This is a genomic window from Devosia sp. MC521 (assembly GCF_014127105.1).
Taxonomy (GTDB): domain Bacteria; phylum Pseudomonadota; class Alphaproteobacteria; order Rhizobiales; family Devosiaceae; genus Devosia.
Genome location: NZ_CP059902.1, coordinates 2,870,375 through 2,890,677 on the forward strand (window position 1 = coordinate 2,870,375; position 20,303 = coordinate 2,890,677).

Here is a 20,303-nt window from a genome sequence, read left to right on the forward strand (position 1 = left end):
TTCGTGTCCATGCATAAGTTTTTATTGATCGACACTAGTAAATCTCTAAAATTTTACCGTGTAAACTGATGCCAAGTTGGGTTTTTTGGTGCACCATCCGCAAAGTCTAGAAGTGGAGTGACCCAGTGGTCAGATCTTGGTTGAGCAAATTTGCCGCAGGCGATGTGGAACCCGAACAGCGTCGCGCCTCTGCGCCAATTGTGCCAGCAGACATCTCTGATGCGGATCGAGACCCATCGCTCGGCACGATTACATTCTCTACATTTACGCGCGTGGTGGAGCAGGAAAAGAGCCATCCCGGCGGGGCGCTCTTGTTCATCGATCTCAACGCAAAATCAGCGCGGATGACGCCAGAGATTGCCGAATTGCACGACGAGACCCTGATCTGGCTGGCGCAGGCCATCGTGCAATGCGTGCGCAGTGACGACCTTGTTTCCCACGTTGAGGGCTACAAGTTTGCCGTGCTGCTGCGCGGGGCGCAGCAAGAGATCGCGGCAAGCGTGGCCGAACGTATTCTGCAGTCGGTCGACAACACCATCTTTTTAACCAGCGACGGCATCGCCCCGCTTGGCGTGGATGTTGGCGGCATCGTGTTTGCAGAGTTTGACAAGCCGACCGATGATCTGGTGCGCTCGGCTTCAGACAATCTCGACACCGCCCGCACCACAGACCGGCGTATCTGCGTCGTCTAAGCCAGTCCTATTCCGCACGAGCCGTTTTGGCGGGTCCTGATCGAAGGGCTTCGGAGACGACGACAATGTCCGTGAGCGTCGAGTGTCACTAACGACGCAGGTTCAGCACCGCAGCGTCGCCGCGCGCTCTTGAGCATTTGACAGAGCCGGATCATGACTGGCTAAAGCACATTGTCGCGCGGGCTGGCTACAGACCGAGCTGATTGATCAGACCTTCAAGAGCATCGCGTCCTATCTGTTCAGGCTGTGGTTCGGCTTGCGGAGTAAGGAAGTCGGTGATGATGTCCTGCGGCGTTGGAGGAGCTGCAGGCGCTGGTGTCGGCGGCACTACAGGCGCTGGCCCGCGCGGGTCGGGTCTGGGCAGGGCAATATTGACCGGCTGCTGCGTCGGAGAAGTTGTCGTATCCACTGGAGCTGGCAGAGGCGCAGTTGGAGCGGGGTTGGCTGGCGCCTGCTGCCCGAGAACATTGCCCAGCACCGAGTTCAGAATACTCTGTTGGCTTGGCGGAGCGTTCGGATCGGTCGCGAGACCCTGCCCGCCAATCATCTGGCCGATGGCATTGGTCAACACCTCATTGTTGAGCCCGCCGGCTTCGCCGCCAAGTGCGCCACCGATGCCTTCGAGCACGCCCGAAGTCCCACCGGTGAGACCACCGACGTCTACGCCAAGCTGTGACAGCGCCTGTAGAGCACGATTGGGATCCGACAGAACGGCCGTGAGATCGGGATAAATGCGCGGGCCGGACAATGGCCCATTGATGATAATCGGCATACCGAGGCCAGAAACGTCAAAGTCCCCACCTTGCCCATCCAGAGACCCGACAACGCGCGGATCAAGACGCATGTCGATGGTCTGTGCAGCGAGATCAACACTGCCAGCGCCGCTCATGCGGACAAACGGCCCGAGAACGCGGATTGTCTCGGCCGTGGCGACACCATTGGCAATATTGACGTTCACCGACAATTCGGTGAATTCGGTCTTGGCCTCGGCGTCCTGCGTATAACCAGCGTCGATGAGCGAGCGCACATTGCGCACAAGGCCCGCCACATCGATACCGCGTATCGCGCCATTCGACACAACGACATTAACCGGGCCATTGAGCGAGCGCGCGAAGGCTTGGCTATCCGCGCCAGCGCCACTCACCTCAACGCTGGCCTGCAATTGCCCTTCAATCTTGTCGAACCCTGCGGCGTCGGTCAGCAGCGGCAGTGCCTGCACATTTTCCATGGAAGCCGTAAGGTCAATCGCGGGAACACTCCCGGCGCCATTGGCGGTGACGCTGGCCGCGACCACACCATTATAGAAACCCGCCTGCGGAATGTTGAGTTTGGCAACGCCCTCGGCAACCGACAGCGTGGCCGTGGTCGGTCCCAGTTTCACATCGCCATAGGCCAGCTGGTTTGCTGCAAACCGAATGTCGGCATTGAACAGGCGCAAGATGGAAAGATCGATGGGCGATGGGCCGGATGCCGCAGCGGCAGGCGCGGAGCCGCCTCCGCCGACCAGCGAGCGGAGATCAAGCGTGTCAACGGACAACGACGCCGTGACACTGGGCTTGCTCGCCATTGCCACAGACACGGAGCCATTGGCGCGAATGTCATCAAGGCGGATTGTTGCATCGGTCACAGCGAACTGGTTGCCGCCAGCCGAAACCCCACCAGAGAAGGCGAACTGGCCGAGCGGGCTACCGACAGATTGCCCGAGCCAAGCAAGAGCACGGGTCATGGATGGCGTTGCGATATCCGCTTTGCCACTGACCTGGCCGGAGGGCGTGATTGTCCCTGAGAAGTTGGCATTGAGGGGCTGGGATTTGAGATCGAATGCGACTGCGCCCTGCTCCTCCCATAGAAACTGCGTCGGAGTGACAGAAGCCGCAAAACTAACGGCTTGGCCGTTCCAACGCGCCGATCCGGACGCACTGACAGGCTGGCGAATGTCGTCGATTTGAACATTTGCCTCCAGCGCGTCCACCACGCCCGCCCCTTGACCGGCAATAGCGACAAGCTGAGGAACAGCGACGCTGCCGCCCGCGATCGACACCGATCCGCGCAAGTTGAGGGAGTTGCGGATGGACGCACTATCCAGCCCCTTGAAGGCGTATTGAAGCTCGGAGGAGAGCCGACCCGTTACCGGCGTTTTCTGGCCCAGCAACTTTGTCAGTTGTTCAATGTCGATTGAGGCCAGATTGACTGAGCCGCTGGCGACCGAAGGGCTGTCATTGGCGTCGAGGGCGACACTGGCAACAAGGCTACCGCCAGCCACGCTGGTGGAATCGACGGTTGAGACGAGACGACCATTTTGGAGCTGCGCTGCGATAACCACGTCCCGCGCGACAGCGTCACCGACTTGGATAGCTTCGGCATGCAGCTCGATATCGGCATCCAGCGCCTTCAGAGCTAAGAGGTCAGGCGCGCTGGCCGCTGCATAGGTGGAAGGCGCCGCGTTCGGAGCCGGATCGGCGTTTGCCGGTTGGAAATCTGCGTACGAAAGAACACCAGCTTTGACACGCGCAATAACGACAGGCTGCTCACCGGGAACATAGCTGGCGTCGAGCAGCATCTTTTGGCCGATACTGTCGATTTCACCACCCGTGACGCGGTAGCTACCATCGTCGGCCAGCTGAATATTGCCCGAGGCTTTGACATCGGCGAGCGCAGGATGCAGCGGCTGGGACGCTTTGGCTGAAATGGCGAATGTTGCAGGCTGTCGCGCCAACAGATCTCGGAGCGAGCCGATTTCAGCGCCAAGCTCCAATTTATTGCCATCCATAACACCGGAAACGGCAACGGAAACCGGCGCGCTTATGCTGGGGAAGGACATCTTCAGGTTAATGGCGCTGGCGAGAGGCGCGAGTGTCCCCGCCTGGTCTTGCACGACCTCGCCGTCAATGACCGCGATGTGATCGATGGAGATTTTCTCCAGATAGCCGGCGAGGACCTGAAAAATGTCTTCGGTGCTGGGCTCTTGTGGCGCGGCAACCGTCTCCCCTGAGCCTGCAGACAGCACAATCCGGGGAGTTTTGATCTCGATGCCTGTCACCTTGATCTGGCCAGAGAGCAGCGACAGCGGCGCAACCGAGGCGACCGAGCGGGCCGCTGTCATTGAGAGGGAGCCGTCCTCCGCCGCAAAAGAGAAGTCTTCTACGACAATGCCAAACTCCGGCACGATGGAAAACTGCAGCGGTCCATTCAGCGCGATGGTTGCGCCGGAGGCACGGGACAACTGATCGGCAAGCGCGGTCCGCAACGCCGTGGAACTGACCGCAAAGGGCAGCAGAAAAACCAGTCCCAAAAGCGTCAGGAAGAGGAGCCCCACGACTATAGCGGTTTTCTTCATGGTGGAGCCCCCGGCGGTGCGGCAAGAGATAGTGTGGTGCATCGCCCCCAATGGCTCGGAGCGCGATGATTATTCAGCACTACCGCAAATGACAGTGTAATTCGTTAACCACTGAATGGGTGCGTCAGGGCGCTGCGATTTTGGGGTGGTTTGCGGACTGGTGGCTTTTAAGTAGGATTACAGTCTAGCGGACGCTATCTGCCCCACATCGGGATAGACAAATTGCACCTGCTTTAAGCACCGTGGACGTTACTGAGATTTCAGCAATAGATAGTTGGTGCATGATTATTTATATTTTCAGCGGAAGCATTCGAACCCGCTGTTCGCCGGAGATATTGTGTGCAATCGATAATAACGCAGACGGTAACATCTGATGGAACGCTCAGGCTTCATATCGATCTTGGCGCTTTCGAGGTTCCGATGAAGGAAGCGCTACGCCGCGCGGCGGTTTTCCTCGGTTATGCCTTTCATTCCTCGCAGATCACCCCGCTCGAATCCGTCAGCCTCAAAGCTCCGGTCGTTCATTCTGTGGGTGTGCCCCACCCAATTCCGATCGCAGACCGAAAGAGTTATCAAATTGAATTCACGCAGTGGGCAATCGGTCTGGCTCTGGTCGAGATCGACCAGAACTATCATCGTTATGTGGTATCGGCGCTCGACACGATCGCGGATATTGACGAGTTCCTGATCAGCGGGAACCTGCCGGGCATACATAAGCCCAATATGAAAAACACATGGACAGTCCATGATCTATTCTACGCCACGATCGGCCAGAACTCGTCTCAAAGTACCGATGAATCGGACTACCTGAGAAGCTTAGGCAACGCGCGAAACGCTCTCGTCCATGATAGCGGCATCGTAACCCAGCTGCGACTAGTAGGTGACAGTTCGACAATGTTCGTGCGCTGGCCGGGGCGCGATATGATCCGGATCGATCAGAACGGCAGCACTAGGGTGGTACAGCAAGATCGTGAGTATCAAGTCCAAGCGGGAGACATAGGATCGCAGTTGAGCGTCCTGGACGTGGTCCGGGAGCATTCCTACGTGTTAGGGGACCGCATCACGCTCTCTCAGACGGATTTGTCAGAGATCATCTTCTTCTACCAAATACTGGCCATGAAAGTGGGGGGCGTAATGCACCAGATCATCGCCGAAAAGTTAGCGATCGCCAACAATCGCTAGGTTTTTGAGCTTCGGCACTCTCGTTGTGGTCGACGCGACCATTGACCACAAATCGATCGCTGGTGAAGTCCGCACATGGTTGAAGCCACGCTATTCGGTTGACCGCGGCAGCTTTCGTGCAATCGTGGATCTGGCGCCCACGACTGAGTAGGAAGCGAAATCAGCCATACGCCCGACACCGGCGCACTCCCCACCTGCCGTTACCCTCGGCCGTGAGCAGGATGCTGTATCATAAGGATTGCAGATGTCGAGAAAGCCCATACCGAGGGAGCGGTGTGCCGGGAGGTATTTCAAAGCGGAACGCTTGCGGGTCCTGCCCGAGGCGCAGTGGATGCGATGGGGCGGAGACATACAGCGATCCACCTCTACGCGTGCAGAGTGCCCGGGGAGCGACTGAGGTGTCAGGGCTTAGAAACAGCGCATATCACGCGCTAACGGCGTGATAACAAAGATCGTTTTTGCTGGGAGGTTGTCAGTGAAATGGCGCGCCCGGAACGATTCGAACGTCCGACCCTCAGATTCGTAGTCTGATGCTCTATCCAGCTGAGCTACGGGCGCGCATATATTTCAGTGATGTCTTTCAACATCGTGCATCACAGGAAGTGATGTAAATGGCGCGCCCGGAACGATTCGAACGTCCGACCCTCAGATTCGTAGTCTGATGCTCTATCCAGCTGAGCTACGGGCGCGCATGCCATTTTTAGTGGCTTCATCTTCTTTAGAACCCCGCGTCTGCGGCGCCCCTCTGAAGATGCGCATTACCTACAGTGCGTTATCGGGATTGGCAAGCAGGGCAGGAAAAATTTCGCTGTGATCGATTAAACTGCCTGTGGATGAATGGGGATAGCAATATCGAAACGCGTGCCAACCGGGGCGTTGGAGAGGGTGAGCCGCCCTCCATGCGCCTCGGTGATTTCTCTGGCGATGGCGAGACCCAGCCCCGTGCCCCCTGCCCGCGCAGAACCTTTGAAGGCAACAAAGAGATTATTCTTGGCGCGCTCTGGCAGGCCCGGACCATTGTCACTGACGGAGACAATTATATGAGAGCCCACCACGCGGGCATCCACTTGCACCTGATTGTCCGGCGCATCGGCAGCTTGGGTTTCAAGCGCCTCGCGGGCATTCTTTAGGAGATTGACGAGGACGCGTGAGAACTGTCCCCGATCGACAGTCATAGTGAGCTGGTCCGGCACGGCATTGATAAAGCTGATACCCGGATGATTGATGAGGCGCGCCTCAAATGCTGCGTCTTCCGCCAAGGGTCGCAGCTTGGCCGCTTCAAAATTGGGAATAGACTCCGCCTGACGGCCATAATCCAAAACGGACTGGGCAAAGCCGATGGCCTTATCCAGCGTTGTCACAAGGCGCGGCGCAAGACGCTGCACTTTTGGATCGTCGAGCGTCGCCACTTGATCGGAGAGCATTTGGGCGGAGGCCAATGTGTTGCGCAGATCATGATTGATCTTGGCAACAGCCAAACCAAGGTCGGCCAAATGGCGTCGCTGACGCAGCATGGTGAAGAGTTCGCTTTCCATCGCAGAAAGCTCACGCGCCAAAATCCCAATCTCATCCTTGCGCTTGGTTGGCTTTAAGATGAGCGCAGCATTCTCGGGCGCCTGCCGGAAGCGCAGGATATTATTGGTGAGGCGATAGACCGGGGCGAGGAAGAGCCGACTGACCAAAAGATAGAGAACAAAGGCGGTGACGGCGGCAATGCCGGCCGAGACCAGTGCGATAGAGCGAGAGAAGTCGACGAGATCACGCTGCAGCGGACGCTCGGGCATCAGCAGTTCGACAAGCGTATCGCCCTCATCAGCCGCGCCAATCACGCGCAAGGTTCGGTTTTCAGTCGAGAACAAGATGTCGAGCGCGCCAACAATGGACTGGATCAGGCCGTTATCGCGCAGATCGGCCACCACCACGCTGCGCACCTGAGTAGGCTCGGCGTGCTCTATCAGCTGGGAATGCCCTTCGCGGCGGTAAACAATCGCCAAGGCATCCGCCGAATCCAAAAGGCGGTCGGTCAACTCTCGCGGCAAAGCCAGCACGTCGGGGACGGCATCGAGAACACGTGTGGCGGTGACGCCGATACGAACGCGATCCTCAAGCCACGTTGTGCGATAGCTGGCGACAGCGGGCAGATAGATCACGACCGCGACGAGCAGAATCACGCAGGTGATCGTCGTGATCAACTGGTAGGACAGTCCTGAAAAGCGTCGCTTGAGCGCGGTTACCAAGTTTTCCATTCTGACCTAGATATCCCGCGACTGCGCGTTTTCAGCTTACCAAGGCAGGTGCTTTCGTAAGGTGCGCAATTGGACATCTACCCAAGATACGGTTTTGGGCGTGGTTTGGTTCGCCACCAGCCGAATTATGTTTGATAAATAACTTAACTGAGGGCTCGGGAGCTCTCCGAGACGTTGGATTGGCATGCCCGCAGCCATTGCCAATGACAGGACACTGCAGATTTCACTCGCCCCTGGGCCAACAGCGCTAACGCCCACAATGGAGCCATTGGCGCGCGTAATGATTTTGACGAGCCCACGCGCCTTATCGGCGGCTTGAGCCAGTTCATTCTCGGCCAGATTGGACCGGTAAATTTTGTAACCAGCTTTGGCGATGCTCGCTGCATCAGGGACGGTACCGATCTCGATGATGACGGGGTCGGTTGCCACCATGCGGGCCGAACCTTGCCAGCGCCTTGTGGTTTGCCCCTGTATAAGAGAGTCCACAACTGCGCGGCCATGATCGAGTGCCATCTGCCAATGGGGCATGCCAGCCGCATAGCCGACAACCCGCACACGCGGATTGGTGGTTTCGCCCAATGCGGCAGAAGCGAAAAGCGCTTCAAGCCCCGGCAGCGAGCGAACCCGAGCCTTATCGAGGTCGAGACCATCGCTCATTGTGTGTCGCGTACCGGCAATTGCGACATGCGAGAGATCAAGAGATTCGATGTCGCCATTGGGATGGGCGACCGTCGCCCCCGTGCCTTGGGTACGAGGATGAATGGACTGCACATAAGCGCCTTCAAAAACACGGACGCCTTCGCGCCGCAAATCGGCGAGGAGAAGATTGACCGTTTCCCGATCAAATCCGGGAAGGGCATCGCCTTGCGGAACCAGGGTGACCATTGAGCCTAGGCGGGCATAAATCTGGGCAATGGTGAACGCCTCACCGGACCCGCCGATAACCAGAAGATGCGAAAGCTTTCGCGTGTTTTCCAGCAAGGCCTCAGGCGTGAGGTAGTCAATTTCGGACAGGCCTGGAATCGGTGGCACCGTCCATTGCGCGCCCAGAGCCAGAATCGTGTTGCGAGGACGAATCTGCTTTTCGCCGACAACAATGGTGCGCTGATCCAAGAACTGTACCGGACCTGCGACAAATTCGATGTCGCTGGCCGCAAGGGTATAGGGCGCAACCTGCGCCTTCGCCGCCTCGACAATGCGCGCGGCGCGCTCTTGAACCGCTTTGACACTCACCTTTGCGTCAACGGAGGTGAGTCCCATAGACTGGCCATTGCGCAAGGCGGAAACCAAGCCTGCACTGGCGCCTAAAGCTGCCAAATGCAGGTTTAAGTGAGGATTATCGCCCGATTCTGCAGCCTCTCGACTGGCCAGAACGACGTTGGCACCCAAGCTCTGGGTATATTTGGCTAACGCAATCCCCAGCGCACCAGCGCCAATAATGCACAGCTCAGGTCGAAGAGGTTCAGCCATATCTTCCTAGGCGTATAAGGTTTCTTCACTTATGAGGGTGATTGGTTCGGTTTACAACTGTTGCTGAATTCGCGGCTTTAGGCATGAGGCGCGTTGACTTGATGTCAGCTTTTCCCTATAGACCGCACCAGCCTGTAGGTGGGTCTCGTGGGCCTGCCCCAAAGACAATTCCTGCGTTTAGCAGCTAGAATTTAGAGGAACCGTGCGCGAGCGCGGTCTGATGTTATGAAGCGTACATACCAGCCCAGCAAGCTCGTGCGTGCCCGTCGTCACGGTTTCCGTGCACGTATGGCAACCAAGGACGGCCGTGCGATTATCAATCGCCGCCGTGCAGACGGCCGCAAGAAGCTGACCGCCTAAGGATTGGTGGCCGGATGACGGCCGACGATTCTCAGTCGAAAGCTAAATTGCGCCGCCTCAAGCGGCGCACGCAATTTCAAAGAGCTGCCCGGGGCAATCGCGCCGGGCGCTCTGCGTTTGGGATGCAAGTGGTTACCGCCCCGCAGGAGGATGCTGGGGTTGGCTTCACTGTCACCAAAAAAATCGGCAATTCGCCCGAGCGCAACCGCATAAAGCGCCGCTTACGCGCCGCCGCGGATGCTTGCGCGCGTGACTTTCATCCCGGACATGACTATGTGCTTCTGGCGCGACGAGAGGCTATAAGCCTGCCGTTCGCCAAATTGGTTGCCGATCTCGGCTCCCTCATTACCCGCGTGCACGATCCTGAAGCTGAAAAGCGTAAAGGACAGAGCCGCGGCCAACGGAACGCCAGATGATGAATTCTGACAATCGTAATGTGATACTAGCCGTAGTGCTCAGCATGATGGTGCTGCTCGGCTGGCAGATCTTTGTAAACGGGCCCCAGCTCGAGCAGGCACAGCGTCAGGCTGAGATTCGCGCTGCCCAACAGGCGGAAGCGGAAAATCTCGCTATGCCGACCGTGGCTGCCGATGGCACCACACCAGTGGCTGATCCGAACACGCTCGTTTATGCGGACCGCGACACCGCTCTTGCGGCCACTGAGCGCGTCTCGATCGACACGCTCGACCTTGCAGGCTCGATCAACCTGACCGGCGCACGCATCGACGACCTGTCGCTCAAGCAGTATCGCGAAACGGTTGAACCAGATTCTCCTATCATTGCGCTTCTCAAGCCAGCCGGTCTTGAGGACGCCTATTTCATCGAGCAGGGATTTGTTCCGGCCAGCGGTTCGACTGTCGTCGTGCCTGATGGCCAGACCCAGTGGAGTGTAGAAGGCGATGCGGCAACGCTGACCGCCACCACCCCAGTGACCCTTCGTTGGGACAATGGTCAGGGCCTCGTCTTCCGTCGCACCATCGCGCTGGACGACTATTACCTCTTCACCATCACCCAGTCGGTTGAAAACAACGGCGCGGGCGACATCACCCTGTTCCCCTATTCGCGCGTTATCCGTCACGGTAACCCGAAGGTCGCCAACTTCTTCATCCAGCATGAAGGTCCGATCGGCGTTCTGGGCTCGAACAACTATGTTGCGCGCAAGTACCAGGATCTGCATGGCGAGCCACAGGTCGACTTCTCCTCGACCACTGGCTGGCTCGGTATTGCTGACAAGTATTGGGCAACCGCTGTCCTGCCAAAGGCTGGCACCAGCATCAATGCGCGTTTTGCTTACAACCAGCAGAACGGCAAGAACGTCTATCAGTCCAACTATGTTGAGACCCAGCCTGTTGTTATCCCAGCTGGCGCAACCATCAGCCACGAAGCCTATGTCTTCGCTGGCGCCAAGGAAGACCGCGTCATCAGCGCCTATCAGGAACAGTACGGCTTTGACCGTATCGAACTCCTGATCGACTGGGGCTGGTTCCACTTCCTGACCAAGCCAATGCATTGGCTGCTGGTTACCCTCTATGGCGTTCTCGGCAACTTCGGTCTCGCCGTTCTCGCTGTGACCGTTATCGTCAAGGCCCTGTTCTTCCCGCTGGCAAGCCGTTCGTACGCCTCCATGGCTGCAATGCGCCGCGTTCAGCCAGAAATGAAGGCCATCCAGGAACGTCTCAAGGACGACCGTGCTGCCCAGCAGCAGGCGATGATGGAGCTGTACAAGAAGGAAAAGATCAACCCGCTATCTGGTTGCTGGCCTGTGCTGCTGCAGATTCCGGTGTTCTTCGCCCTCTACACCGTTATCTTTATCTCGCTTGAGATGCGCCACGCGCCATTCTTTGGCTGGATTCAGGATTTGGCGGCGCCAGATCCGACCAACATCTTCACCCTGTTTGGTCTCATTCCTTGGGATCCGACTGCGGCTCCACTCATCGGTGGCTTCCTGCACCTTGGCATTTGGCCGGTTATCATGGGCATCACCATGTGGGTCCAGATGAAGCTGAACCCGCCGCCACCAGATCCAACCCAGGCAGCCATCTTCAACTGGATGCCAGTGATCTTCACCTTCATGCTCGGGACCTTCCCAGCTGGTCTGGTGATCTACTGGGCTTGGAACAACACCCTCTCGGTGGCGCAGCAGTGGTTCATCATGAAGCGCCACGGCGTTGAAGTGAACCTGTTCGGCAACATCATCGATAGCTTCAAGCGCAAGCCAAAACCGGCCGCTGAAGTTAAGAAATAAGCCCACGCAACGAAACAATGGGCCCGCCGGTAAACCCGGCGGGCTCTGATATTTAAGGGGATCGACATGACCCAACCAGACTTTTCGCCCCATATCATCGAGCGTGGCCGCCTGATGTTTGCGCGCCCGATTATCTTCACCAAGGGCTGCGTCAGCCTCAATGACCTGCCCGACATGGACCGTGTTGAGATCGCCTTCGCGGGCCGCTCCAACGTCGGCAAGTCGAGCTTGATCAACGCGCTGTGCGGCACCTCGGGCCTGGCACGCACGTCCAATACGCCAGGGCGCACGCAGGAGCTCAATATCTTTGAGAGCCAGAGCGAACCCCTGCGCATCGTCGATATGCCCGGCTATGGCTACGCTAAGGCGCCTGAGCCTAAGGTGAAGGCATGGACCAAGCTGGTTCACCAGTATCTCGTTGGCCGCGCCACCCTGCGCCGTGTTTATGTTCTGGTGGACAGCCGCCACGGTCCCAAGGACAACGACATCTCGGTGATGAACGAACTTGACCGCGCCGCTGTGAGCTATCAGGTCGTACTGACCAAGATCGACAAGCCTTTGGCCAAGGATCTGGACGCTGTGATTGCTATGACCAAGGCAGCCATCGCCAAGCGTCCTGCGGCCCACCCAGACGTCATTCTCACCTCGAGTGAGAAGGGTGACGGCATGGAGCACCTGCGCAGCGAAATCGCGCTGCTGCTGGAAAGCTAAAAGCTCTCCCAATAGAAAAGCAAAAGGGGCGCCGAAGCGCCCCTTTTTTATGCGGCCCGCCGCCCCATCTTTTGCCCCCCGGACCGCACCTCTGCGATGGTAAAGACCGCAACGATCCGGTCTAGTTCATCCACCTGGGCTTCGGTCTGTTCGATGGTGGCGTTGGTCTCCTCTACCAAGGCCGCATTGTGTTGCGTGATCTCATCCATTTGCTGCATGGCGACATTAACCTCGCCAATGGCCCGCGACTGCTGCCGTCCCGCCGCAGTGATTTCAGCAATCACCGAAGCGCTTTCGAGGACTGACGCATTCAGCGCGCTAATCCGCTCGCCGATCTGCAGCACAATCTGAGTGCCAGAGCGCACTTCACCCGCAGACAAATCAATCAGGTGTTTAATCTCGGCCGATGCCTCGGCAGCGGACTGGGCCAAGCGCCGCACCTCGATGGCGACGACCGCAAAGCCCTTACCCGCCTCCCCGGCTCTAGCGGCTTCAACCGAGGCGTTGAGGGCCAGAAGATTGGTTTGGAACGCGATATCGTCGATCAAACCAATGATTTTGGAAATCTTGGACGAGGAGGCTGAGATTTTCTCCATCGCCAGCTTTGCCGTTTCCATAGCCGAGCCACTTTCGACCGCAATGCGTGAAGCATCTTCAGCGGCTCTATTGGCGTCTTCAGCACGCGTGGCATTAGCCTCCACGGTTGTGGCCAATTGCTGGATGGTAGCGGAGGTATGCTCGACCATGCCGGCCTGACGACTGGTGCGCTGCGAGAGATCTTCAGAACCGGCGAGGATTTCCCCGGCAGCCGTTTTCAAACGCGAAGACGTGGACTGTAGATCGCCCATGACGCTGGCCAAACGATTGGCCACAGCATTGGTATTGTCGCGGAGGTCAGCGAAGGCTCCGGTGAACTCGCCATCGACACGCTTAGAGAGATCGGCCCGGGCCAGTGCCGACAGCACAAGACCGGTGCTGGTGAGGCCGCTGTCCATCGCGCCTAAGAGACCGTTGACCTCGATGGCCAGCTGACGGAGGTCCGCCTGCTCGTAATGGGCATCGACCCGGCGGCTCAACTGCCCCTGCATGACCGCGCGAATAGTGTCGCGCAAGTCGGTGGTGAGGTGGTTGGCGTCGACCTGTCGCTTGTTTTCTTGGGCAACATGCTCCTGCTCGGCCGCATAGAGCGCAACCTGCTCGATCAGCGCCGCACGGAAGCGTTCAAAGGCATCGAACATGACGGTCAGCTCGTCATTGGTCGTTTGCTTGGGGATCGCGATCTCGCGATTGCCCGATGTGAGAGCCGCTGTGATGCCGACAAGTGTACGAAGGCGCTGGGCGACTAAGCGCTGGAAAAAGAAGAAGACAGCCGTACAGCCCGCGGCCGCAGAGGCACCCGCCAGAACCAACCAAGCGATGACGCTGGTGTTGCCCTGACGGTAGAGTTCAAACAGCGCACCGCCGCCAAAAACGAGAACGAGTGCACCGAATACCAGAAACACACCCACGAGCTTCTGGGTGATCGAAGACTGCCGCAAACGAGCCATGGTAAATCACTGACGCCACAAGAAATCGCGTCATGCTGAACCATAGTTGGTTAAGCGTTGTTTATCGCAAACTGCTCGCAGCGCTAAAAAAACGCATAATCGTGTGGCGCAGCGCCATGCTATCGGAATTTATCCGCATAGATTGAAGCGCCGTCTCGATAACATCGTCGGTTGCGCGACCACGGCGCATTTCGACCAAGGCCTGCGCGTAACTGTCTTCAAACTCGGGATGAGGCTGGAGTGTCAGGGTCACACCATTGGCATAGGTCAGTCCGGCATTGGGCGCGAACGGTGACGAGAGAAACACACGCGCCTGACTCGGGGGCGTGATGACCTGATCCTGATGCGAGCAAGCGACGTTGATGACGGCGGGCAACTCACGAGCAAAGGGGAGATCATTGGCAACAGAATAGGTGTGGCGACCAAGGCCCCAGCCTTTTTCTGACTTCCGCACTTCGCCACCCAAGGCGTCCGCGATAATCTGATGACCAAAGCAAATCCCGAGCATGGGGATGTTGCCCGCATAGGCCGAGCGGATGAACGCACGAAGCGGATCGAGCCAATTGTGATCTTCATAGACACCAGCAGGCGAGCCGGTGATCAAAATGGCATCAAGCGTCGTCGGATCGGGCAAGGCGTCTGCCGCGCAGGCATCGATGTCGTCAAAGGTGAAGCCCTCAACGCCGGTCGAGCCAAACATTTTGCGGAACATCTGCGGATAGTCTTCGTGCTCAGCTTGCAGGTGGCTGGGCACAGCGCCGGTCTGAACGATGGTAATTTTCATGCGAGAATAGGCCAATATGAGATCGACCCGAAAGTAACTGGCTCGACATCACCCCGCAATGGGTTAGGCGCTCGGCTCAAACCGCATAGCGATACCATTGATGCAATAGCGCAGACCGGTTGGTGCGGGGCCGTCTTCAAAGACATGGCCCTGGTGCCCGCCGCAATTGCTGCAATGGACCTCGATGCGCATCATGCCAAGCGTAAGGTCCTCCTCGGTGCCGAGTGCGCCGGGGATAAAATCATAAAAGCTCGGCCAGCCGGTGTGGCTGTCATATTTGGTATCAGAGACGAAGAGGGCCTGATCGCAGGCAGCGCAGTGGAAGACCCCGGCGCGCTTTTCCTCGTTTAAGGGCGACGTATAGGGGCGTTCGGTGCCCTTTTTACGCAGAACGATATAGGCTTTTTGGTCCAAGCGATCCCGCCATTCCTCATCGGTCAGGCTGAAGGGGAACTCGTCATCAGCGGCCCAGGCGCCACGCATAGGGAATGCTGCGGCAGAGAGGGCGGCCAGTGACAAAACAAATGATCGGCGTTGCATGCGCGCACTCCCTGATTTGTGGTTACGCTTAGATTTGAGTTCTAGACCATGGTGGTGCCGGGCTGAAGCACTGTCCAGCCCGTCACATGGCTTTGATCGTTAGTTTGCCGGAAGAAGCACGGCATCGACCACGTGGATAACGCCATTCGAAGCGTCAATGTCGGCTGCTGTGACGCTTGCGGAACCACCTGCTGCGTCGGCAATCTTAACGGTCTCGCCATCGAGGCTAAAGCTCAGCTCGCCACCCGCAACAGTTGCCGCCTTGAAAGTACCGCCGTTGTCCTGGATCAGCTTGATGAGGTCAGCGGCATGAATGTCGCCAGCGACCACGTGATAGGTGAGGATGCCAGTCAGCTGATCTTTGTTTTCTGGCTTCAGCAGAGTTTCAACAGTGCCAGCTGGCAGCGCGTCAAAGGCTGCGTTCACGGGCGCGAATACGGTGAATGGGCCTTCGCCATTGAGGGTGTCCACAAGACCAGCGGCTTGAACTGCTGCAACGAGAGTCGAATGATCTGGCGAACCGATAGCGGTTTCAACCACGGTGCTGGTGCTCGCCATCATTGCGTCTTGAGCCGTAGCCGACAGGGAGCCAAATGCGAGTACTGCAGCAACCGATAGAGTACGAAGCGTCATCATAGAATGCACCTTCCATTGTCTGGGGCTCCAACCATTGGAGCTGCGACAATTACGGGGAGCGATCTGCACTGGATTGGTTTTTACATGAGCGAGGCTCAAAAACCTCATTACAACGAAATATCAATGACTTACGGAATTTTCACGGGTCGAAAACGCTAGTTCTGGGCGAATTTTTTGGAGTGATCCAATCGACTTTGATCACCGTAAAGAACCGATTTTGACGCCGAAGATGAGTGTGACTTGCACGTCCAATCGGGCGCCCGCATAGTTGCGCCGCAGTTTCCCCGGAGGACGCATGTCTACAAACACTATGCGAGACGACATCGGCGGGCTCATTCTCCGGGTCGCCTTGCGTGACCGGTCAGCATTCGATCGGCTCTATACCGCAACGGCTGCGAAACTTTTTGGCACCTGCCTACGTGTCTTAAACAACAGAGCCGAAGCTGAGGACGCCTTGCAGGAGGTTTTCGTCAAAATCTGGCTCAAAGCGGATCGTTTTGCGGTGACCGGACAAAGCCCGATGACGTGGCTGATTGCCGTGGCCCGACACCACGCGATTGACCGATTGCGGGCGCGGCGTGAGGGCCTAGGGCAGATCGATGATGCGGCATTGGCCGTCAAAGACCCGAGCCCTGACCCCGAGGCGCAAACTGTTGCCGCTGGTGAAGCCACCCAACTTGATGGGTGCTTATCCGAACTGGAAGAGCAAAAGGCCAGCGCCCTGCGTGCAGCCTATATGCAAGGCGATAGCTATGCGGATCTCGCGATCCGCTATGCGGTTCCGCTGAACACCATGCGCACATGGCTAAGACGAGGCCTGATGCGACTGAAGGAGTGCTTGGAGCGATGAGCGTGATCAAAGATGACGATCTGCCCGAAGGCGGTGACGATATTCTTGCGGCTGAATTCGCGCTTGGTGTGCTCCCCGCGAGCGAACTGGCGATGCTCGCGCGCCGCGTCGAAACCGACGCAGCATTTGCGCAATCCGTCTACGCCTGGGAAGAGCGCCTCACCCCGCTCGCCGAGGGTTATGTGCCCCAGGATGTGTCGCCACGTTTAAAGACCGCGCTCGACAGGCATCTCTTTGGCGTCGCAGGAGCACCTCAGAGCAAAGGTTTTTGGGGCAGTTTAGTGCTGTGGCGCGGCCTTGCCGCTGGTATCGCAGCGGCATTCCTTGTGGCCGTCACTCTTCCCATGATGCAGACGCCGCTGGCGCCCCAAACCAGCATCCTGGCCTCGCTGGCAGCGGACACAAGCGAAGTGCGCTATATGGCCATTTACGACGCGGGTAGCGGCGAGATCCGGCTCGCCCATCTTGCAGGCGAACCTGCCCCGGGGCAGGTCTTTGAGCTTTGGGTCGCGGAAGGCGACGCGGCTCCAACCTCGCTGGGCGTCATCCCTGTGGGCGGCGCAGCCCGTATGCCCCTTAACGACAGCGTGAGAGCGTTGCTTAACAATCGTGCCCACATGGCGATCAGCGTTGAACCACCGGGCGGATCGCCGACAGGGCAACCGACCGGAGACGTGGTCGCATTAGGCGACCTCCTCGAAATCTAACTTTCTTTGTCTTTCGCTTCAGTACCTTACCAGCCCTGCGCAAAACAAAATGCGTGGGGCTGAAACTTATCTGCCGTTGCTCTCGTGTCTGTTTATGTCCCTCAATCCTGAGGCGATCTACACATGGAGGAACGCCATGAACATGATCTCGAAGACCCTTATCGCAGGCTGTTTTGCTCTGACCACTGCCGGTGCAGCACTGGCACAGGACAATCCAGAAGTGGGCGGCGCTGCAATGTTCGCGGACAAGAACATTGTCGAAAACGCCATGAACTCGGCCGACCACACCACGCTCGTAGCCGCTGTTTCCGCAGCAGGTCTGGTGGAAACCCTGCAGGGTGCCGGTCCTTTCACCGTCTTTGCTCCAACCAACGCTGCCTTTGATGCTCTCCCAGCAGGTGCGGTTGAAGATCTGCTGAAGCCAGAAAATAAGGACATGCTGACCAAGGTCCTGACCTGCCACGTGGTTGGTGCCAAGGCCCTCGCTGCGGACGTTATCAAGATGGTTGAAGACGGTAGCGGCAAGCACGTCATCGACACCCTTGGCGGCTGCAAGCTCACCGCCGAAGTTACCGACGGCATGGTCACCCTCACCGATGAAACCGGTGGCACCGCGACCGTCACCATCGCTGATGTGATCCAGTCGAACGGCGTTATCCACGTCATCGACAAAGTGCTGATGCCAGCGAGCTAATCGCTCGCGGCGGGGCCTCGTCGATGCAGTCTCCCTTCTGCACATCGAGGCCCCTGCCCGATCCGCAAGTTCGATGACACCGAAAGGAAACCCAAGATGACTGCGCTTAAAACCCTCACTGCAGCACTGCTGCTCACCAGTTTTGCTGCACCCGCAATGGCCGCAAATGTCGTTGGCCTATCAGGCGAAAACACCCTTCACTGGCTCGACACCGAAAGCTGGACTGAAACGGGTTCGATCGATGTAACAGGCGTTGATGGGCGTCTTCTCGGGATCGACGTTCGCCCCGCAGACGGGATGCTTTATGGTGTGTTCGCCGATGGCACGCTCGCCACTATCGACCCCGAAACCGGTGTCGCCACCAAGGTCAGCACTTTGGCGACGAAACTCGCAGATGGCGTCTCAGCGACCGTTGATTTCAATCCAGTTGCCGACAAATTGCGTGTCATGGGCAGCGATGGCACCAGCCTACGCGTCACTGTTGATACCGGTGAAACCGTCACCGATGGCAGCCATAGCTACGCGGACGGTGCGTCCCCAAATGTCATCGCGGGCGCTTACACCAATTCCTACGCCGGCACGGAAAAGACCCAGCTCTTTAACATCGACGGCAAGGCTGGTTGGCTGGTTCTTCAGGACCCACCAAATGATGGTGTGTTGAACGCTGTCGGCGAAATTGGCGTTATGCCGACCGAAGCTGGCTTTGACATCGCATCAGATGGCAAGGGCGGCAATGAAGCTTGGCTCGTGATCGACGGTGCATTCCACACGGTTAATCTGGAAACCGGTGCGACCACGGAAGCTGGCAAGATCGACGGCGCAAACGTCCGAGATATCGCTATTATGCCTGCTATGTAAAAATGCTCAGGCTTTAATGCAAAACACCCCGGCGCAAACCGGGGTGTTTTTGTATTCAATTGAGGTTTGGCACTAGACCAGCAGGTTAGACCAAGCCGGGTCAGAAGCGTAGCTTTCCGTCTGGATAGACTGGGCCGCGCGGCCCCAGATGTCGACCGACATCAGACGCGGGCCGTCATTGCCACCCGGATCCTGGAAGAACATGATGACACGACCATTGGGCGCCCATGTTGGGCCTTCGGCGTGATAGCCAGAATAGAGCAGGCGTTCGCCCGAGCCATCTGGAGCCATGGTGCCAATGTGGAACTGACCACCGGACTGACGGGTGAAGGCGATGAGGTCGCCCTTTGGCGACCACACGGGGGTCGAATAGCTGCCCTGGCCGTAGCTGATACGCTGCGGATTGCCGCCCGAGGCACCCATCATGTAAATCTGCGGCGAGCCACCACGATCGCTTTCAAAGACTATCCGGCCACCATCTGGGGAATAGGACGGCGCTGTATCAATCGCTGCGCCAGAGGTCAGCTGCATCGCCTGCCCGCCACCCACGCCAACCGAGTAAATATTGGTTGCGCCCTGCTGCTCAACCGAGAACGCAACCGTGTTGCTATCGGGGGAGAAGCGTGGCGCAAAGGTCATCGCGCCAACATTGGCGAGGCGCTGCTGGCGACCGCTCGAAAGCTGCAGCAGGTAAACCTGCGGATTGCCTTCAGCGAAATTCATATAGGTGATGAGATCACCATTGGGCGAGAAGCGCGGGGTGAGCGCCATGTATGAGCCATCGGTCAGATAGCGCACATTGGCACCGTCCTGATCCATCATCGCGAGACGACGGGTACGGTTCGCCTTCGGGCCGCTTTCAGCGACATAGACAACACGGGTATCGAAATAGCCCGAACCGCCGGTCAGCTGCTCATAAACAGCGTCCGACACCATGTGCGCGATACGACGCGCCGAGCTTGGATCGGTCGCATAGCTCTTGCCAACGACCTGCGCGCCAGCCTGAACATCCCAAACGCGGACCATGGAATTGATCTGGCCGCCGCGCTCTACCGAACCCATGACGACGCCGTCGACATTGGCCGTGCGCCAAATGGTGAAGTCCGGCGAGTTGTTCACATCGCCAACCTGCACCGGAAGCGAGGCAGGATCGAGCGGCAGGAAAAGACCAGACCGGCGCAAATTGTTGCGCACGATATCGGCGATCTCTTTACCAAAGGCCGGGTCCGAAGACGCGAAATCAGGGATAGCAATCGGCAGCGGCTGGAAGTTAGCGCCTTCGACCACAACACGCAGCTGTGCCAAAGCCATAGGGGCAGTGGCAAGCATGACGCCGCCAGCCAAGCCCAATTTCAGCGCATCGCGCCGCGATAGAAGCGTCATTATTCTCTATCTCCGATCTCGCCAGTTTTGCTGCACTAAGGCTAACAAACGGGCAAATTCA

General features: G+C 57.9%; 19 protein-coding genes and 2 tRNA genes. 11 read left to right on the plus strand and 10 right to left on the minus strand.

All coding sequences use genetic code 11. The features are described from left to right. The first annotated feature begins 125 nt into the window (after window positions 1–125). Entirely contained in the window at window positions 126–692 is a 567-nt protein-coding gene (locus H4N61_RS13775) for a diguanylate cyclase (RefSeq protein WP_169195978.1), read from the plus strand. 187 nt (window positions 693–879) lie between these two features. On the opposite strand, the gene H4N61_RS13780 is transcribed toward H4N61_RS13775, so the two are convergent. Then, complete coding sequence (locus H4N61_RS13780) at window positions 880–4,029, minus strand: AsmA family protein (protein WP_182394295.1); 3,150 nt, start codon at window positions 4,027–4,029, stop codon at window positions 880–882. A 420-nt stretch (window positions 4,030–4,449) separates the two neighbouring features. Here H4N61_RS13780 and H4N61_RS13785 point away from each other — a divergent pair, with 420 nt between their 5' ends. Both H4N61_RS13785 and H4N61_RS13790 read left to right on the plus strand, forming a co-directional pair. Beyond that, a complete protein-coding gene (locus H4N61_RS13785; protein WP_169195980.1) occupies window positions 4,450–5,211 on the plus strand; it encodes a hypothetical protein in 762 nt (253 codons plus the stop codon). 4 nt (window positions 5,212–5,215) lie between these two features. Next, window positions 5,216–5,362, plus strand: coding sequence for a hypothetical protein (locus H4N61_RS13790; protein ID WP_182394296.1), 147 nt, complete (start codon window positions 5,216–5,218; stop codon window positions 5,360–5,362). A 330-nt stretch (window positions 5,363–5,692) separates the two neighbouring features. On the opposite strand, the gene H4N61_RS13795 is transcribed toward H4N61_RS13790, so the two are convergent. The 4 genes from H4N61_RS13795 to H4N61_RS13810 all read right to left on the minus strand — a co-directional run bounded on the left by H4N61_RS13795 (window position 5,693) and on the right by H4N61_RS13810 (window position 8,927). Further along, window positions 5,693–5,769, minus strand: a tRNA-Arg gene (locus H4N61_RS13795). Between the two features lie 54 nt (window positions 5,770–5,823). Then, window positions 5,824–5,900 (minus strand) — tRNA-Arg (locus tag H4N61_RS13800). A 129-nt stretch (window positions 5,901–6,029) separates the two neighbouring features. Continuing rightward, a complete protein-coding gene (locus H4N61_RS13805; protein ID WP_169195981.1) occupies window positions 6,030–7,457 on the minus strand; it encodes a HAMP domain-containing sensor histidine kinase in 1,428 nt (475 codons plus the stop codon). A 36-nt stretch (window positions 7,458–7,493) separates the two neighbouring features. Further along, window positions 7,494–8,927, minus strand: coding sequence for an FAD-dependent oxidoreductase (locus H4N61_RS13810; RefSeq protein ID WP_182394297.1), 1,434 nt, complete (start codon window positions 8,925–8,927; stop codon window positions 7,494–7,496). Between the two features lie 225 nt (window positions 8,928–9,152). Here H4N61_RS13810 and rpmH point away from each other — a divergent pair, with 225 nt between their 5' ends. From rpmH to yihA, 4 genes are all read left to right on the plus strand, one after another. Continuing rightward, on the plus strand, window positions 9,153–9,287 hold the full coding sequence (gene rpmH / locus H4N61_RS13815; protein ID WP_169195983.1) for a 50S ribosomal protein L34: 135 nt from the start codon (window positions 9,153–9,155) through the stop codon (window positions 9,285–9,287). Between the two features lie 14 nt (window positions 9,288–9,301). Next, window positions 9,302–9,703, plus strand: coding sequence for a ribonuclease P protein component (gene rnpA, locus H4N61_RS13820; protein ID WP_169195984.1), 402 nt, complete (start codon window positions 9,302–9,304; stop codon window positions 9,701–9,703). After that, window positions 9,703–11,532 carry a membrane protein insertase YidC gene (gene yidC, locus H4N61_RS13825; RefSeq protein WP_182396032.1) on the plus strand — a complete coding sequence of 610 codons (1,830 nt, stop codon included), beginning with the start codon at window positions 9,703–9,705 and terminating at the stop codon, window positions 11,530–11,532. The genes rnpA and yidC overlap by 1 nt, the downstream gene beginning before the upstream one ends. A gap of 66 nt (window positions 11,533–11,598) precedes the next feature. Further along, on the plus strand, window positions 11,599–12,243 hold the full coding sequence (gene yihA, locus H4N61_RS13830; RefSeq protein ID WP_169195985.1) for a ribosome biogenesis GTP-binding protein YihA/YsxC: 645 nt from the start codon (window positions 11,599–11,601) through the stop codon (window positions 12,241–12,243). Between the two features lie 47 nt (window positions 12,244–12,290). Here the strand turns inward: yihA and H4N61_RS13835 are convergent, their stop codons facing one another. From H4N61_RS13835 to H4N61_RS13850, 4 genes are all read right to left on the minus strand, one after another. After that, window positions 12,291–13,790: a methyl-accepting chemotaxis protein gene (locus H4N61_RS13835; protein WP_169195986.1), complete on the minus strand. Its 1,500-nt coding sequence runs from the start codon at window positions 13,788–13,790 to the stop codon at window positions 12,291–12,293. Window positions 13,791–13,851: 61 nt separating this feature from the next. Continuing rightward, window positions 13,852–14,574 (minus strand): type 1 glutamine amidotransferase, encoded by a 723-nt coding sequence (locus H4N61_RS13840; RefSeq protein ID WP_169195987.1) that lies wholly within the window; start codon window positions 14,572–14,574, stop codon window positions 13,852–13,854. 63 nt (window positions 14,575–14,637) lie between these two features. Then, entirely contained in the window at window positions 14,638–15,114 is a 477-nt protein-coding gene (gene msrB / locus H4N61_RS13845; protein WP_169195988.1) for a peptide-methionine (R)-S-oxide reductase MsrB, read from the minus strand. 99 nt (window positions 15,115–15,213) lie between these two features. Then, window positions 15,214–15,750, minus strand: a complete 537-nt coding sequence (locus tag H4N61_RS13850) for a fasciclin domain-containing protein (RefSeq protein WP_199368561.1) — start codon at window positions 15,748–15,750, stop codon at window positions 15,214–15,216. Between the two features lie 295 nt (window positions 15,751–16,045). Here H4N61_RS13850 and H4N61_RS13855 point away from each other — a divergent pair, with 295 nt between their 5' ends. The 4 genes from H4N61_RS13855 to H4N61_RS13870 all read left to right on the plus strand — a co-directional run bounded on the left by H4N61_RS13855 (window position 16,046) and on the right by H4N61_RS13870 (window position 18,859). Next, window positions 16,046–16,600 (plus strand): sigma-70 family RNA polymerase sigma factor, encoded by a 555-nt coding sequence (locus H4N61_RS13855; RefSeq protein ID WP_169195989.1) that lies wholly within the window; start codon window positions 16,046–16,048, stop codon window positions 16,598–16,600. Beyond that, on the plus strand, window positions 16,597–17,307 hold the full coding sequence (locus H4N61_RS13860) for an anti-sigma factor (protein WP_199368563.1): 711 nt from the start codon (window positions 16,597–16,599) through the stop codon (window positions 17,305–17,307). The genes H4N61_RS13855 and H4N61_RS13860 overlap by 4 nt, the downstream gene beginning before the upstream one ends. Before the next feature lie 136 nt (window positions 17,308–17,443). Beyond that, window positions 17,444–18,001, plus strand: coding sequence for a fasciclin domain-containing protein (locus H4N61_RS13865; RefSeq protein WP_169195991.1), 558 nt, complete (start codon window positions 17,444–17,446; stop codon window positions 17,999–18,001). A gap of 96 nt (window positions 18,002–18,097) precedes the next feature. Next, window positions 18,098–18,859 (plus strand): DUF4394 domain-containing protein, encoded by a 762-nt coding sequence (locus H4N61_RS13870; RefSeq protein ID WP_169195992.1) that lies wholly within the window; start codon window positions 18,098–18,100, stop codon window positions 18,857–18,859. Window positions 18,860–18,931: 72 nt separating this feature from the next. On the opposite strand, the gene tolB is transcribed toward H4N61_RS13870, so the two are convergent. Then, window positions 18,932–20,242: a Tol-Pal system beta propeller repeat protein TolB gene (gene tolB / locus H4N61_RS13875; RefSeq protein ID WP_169195993.1), complete on the minus strand. Its 1,311-nt coding sequence runs from the start codon at window positions 20,240–20,242 to the stop codon at window positions 18,932–18,934. Window positions 20,243–20,303 lie beyond the last annotated feature (61 nt).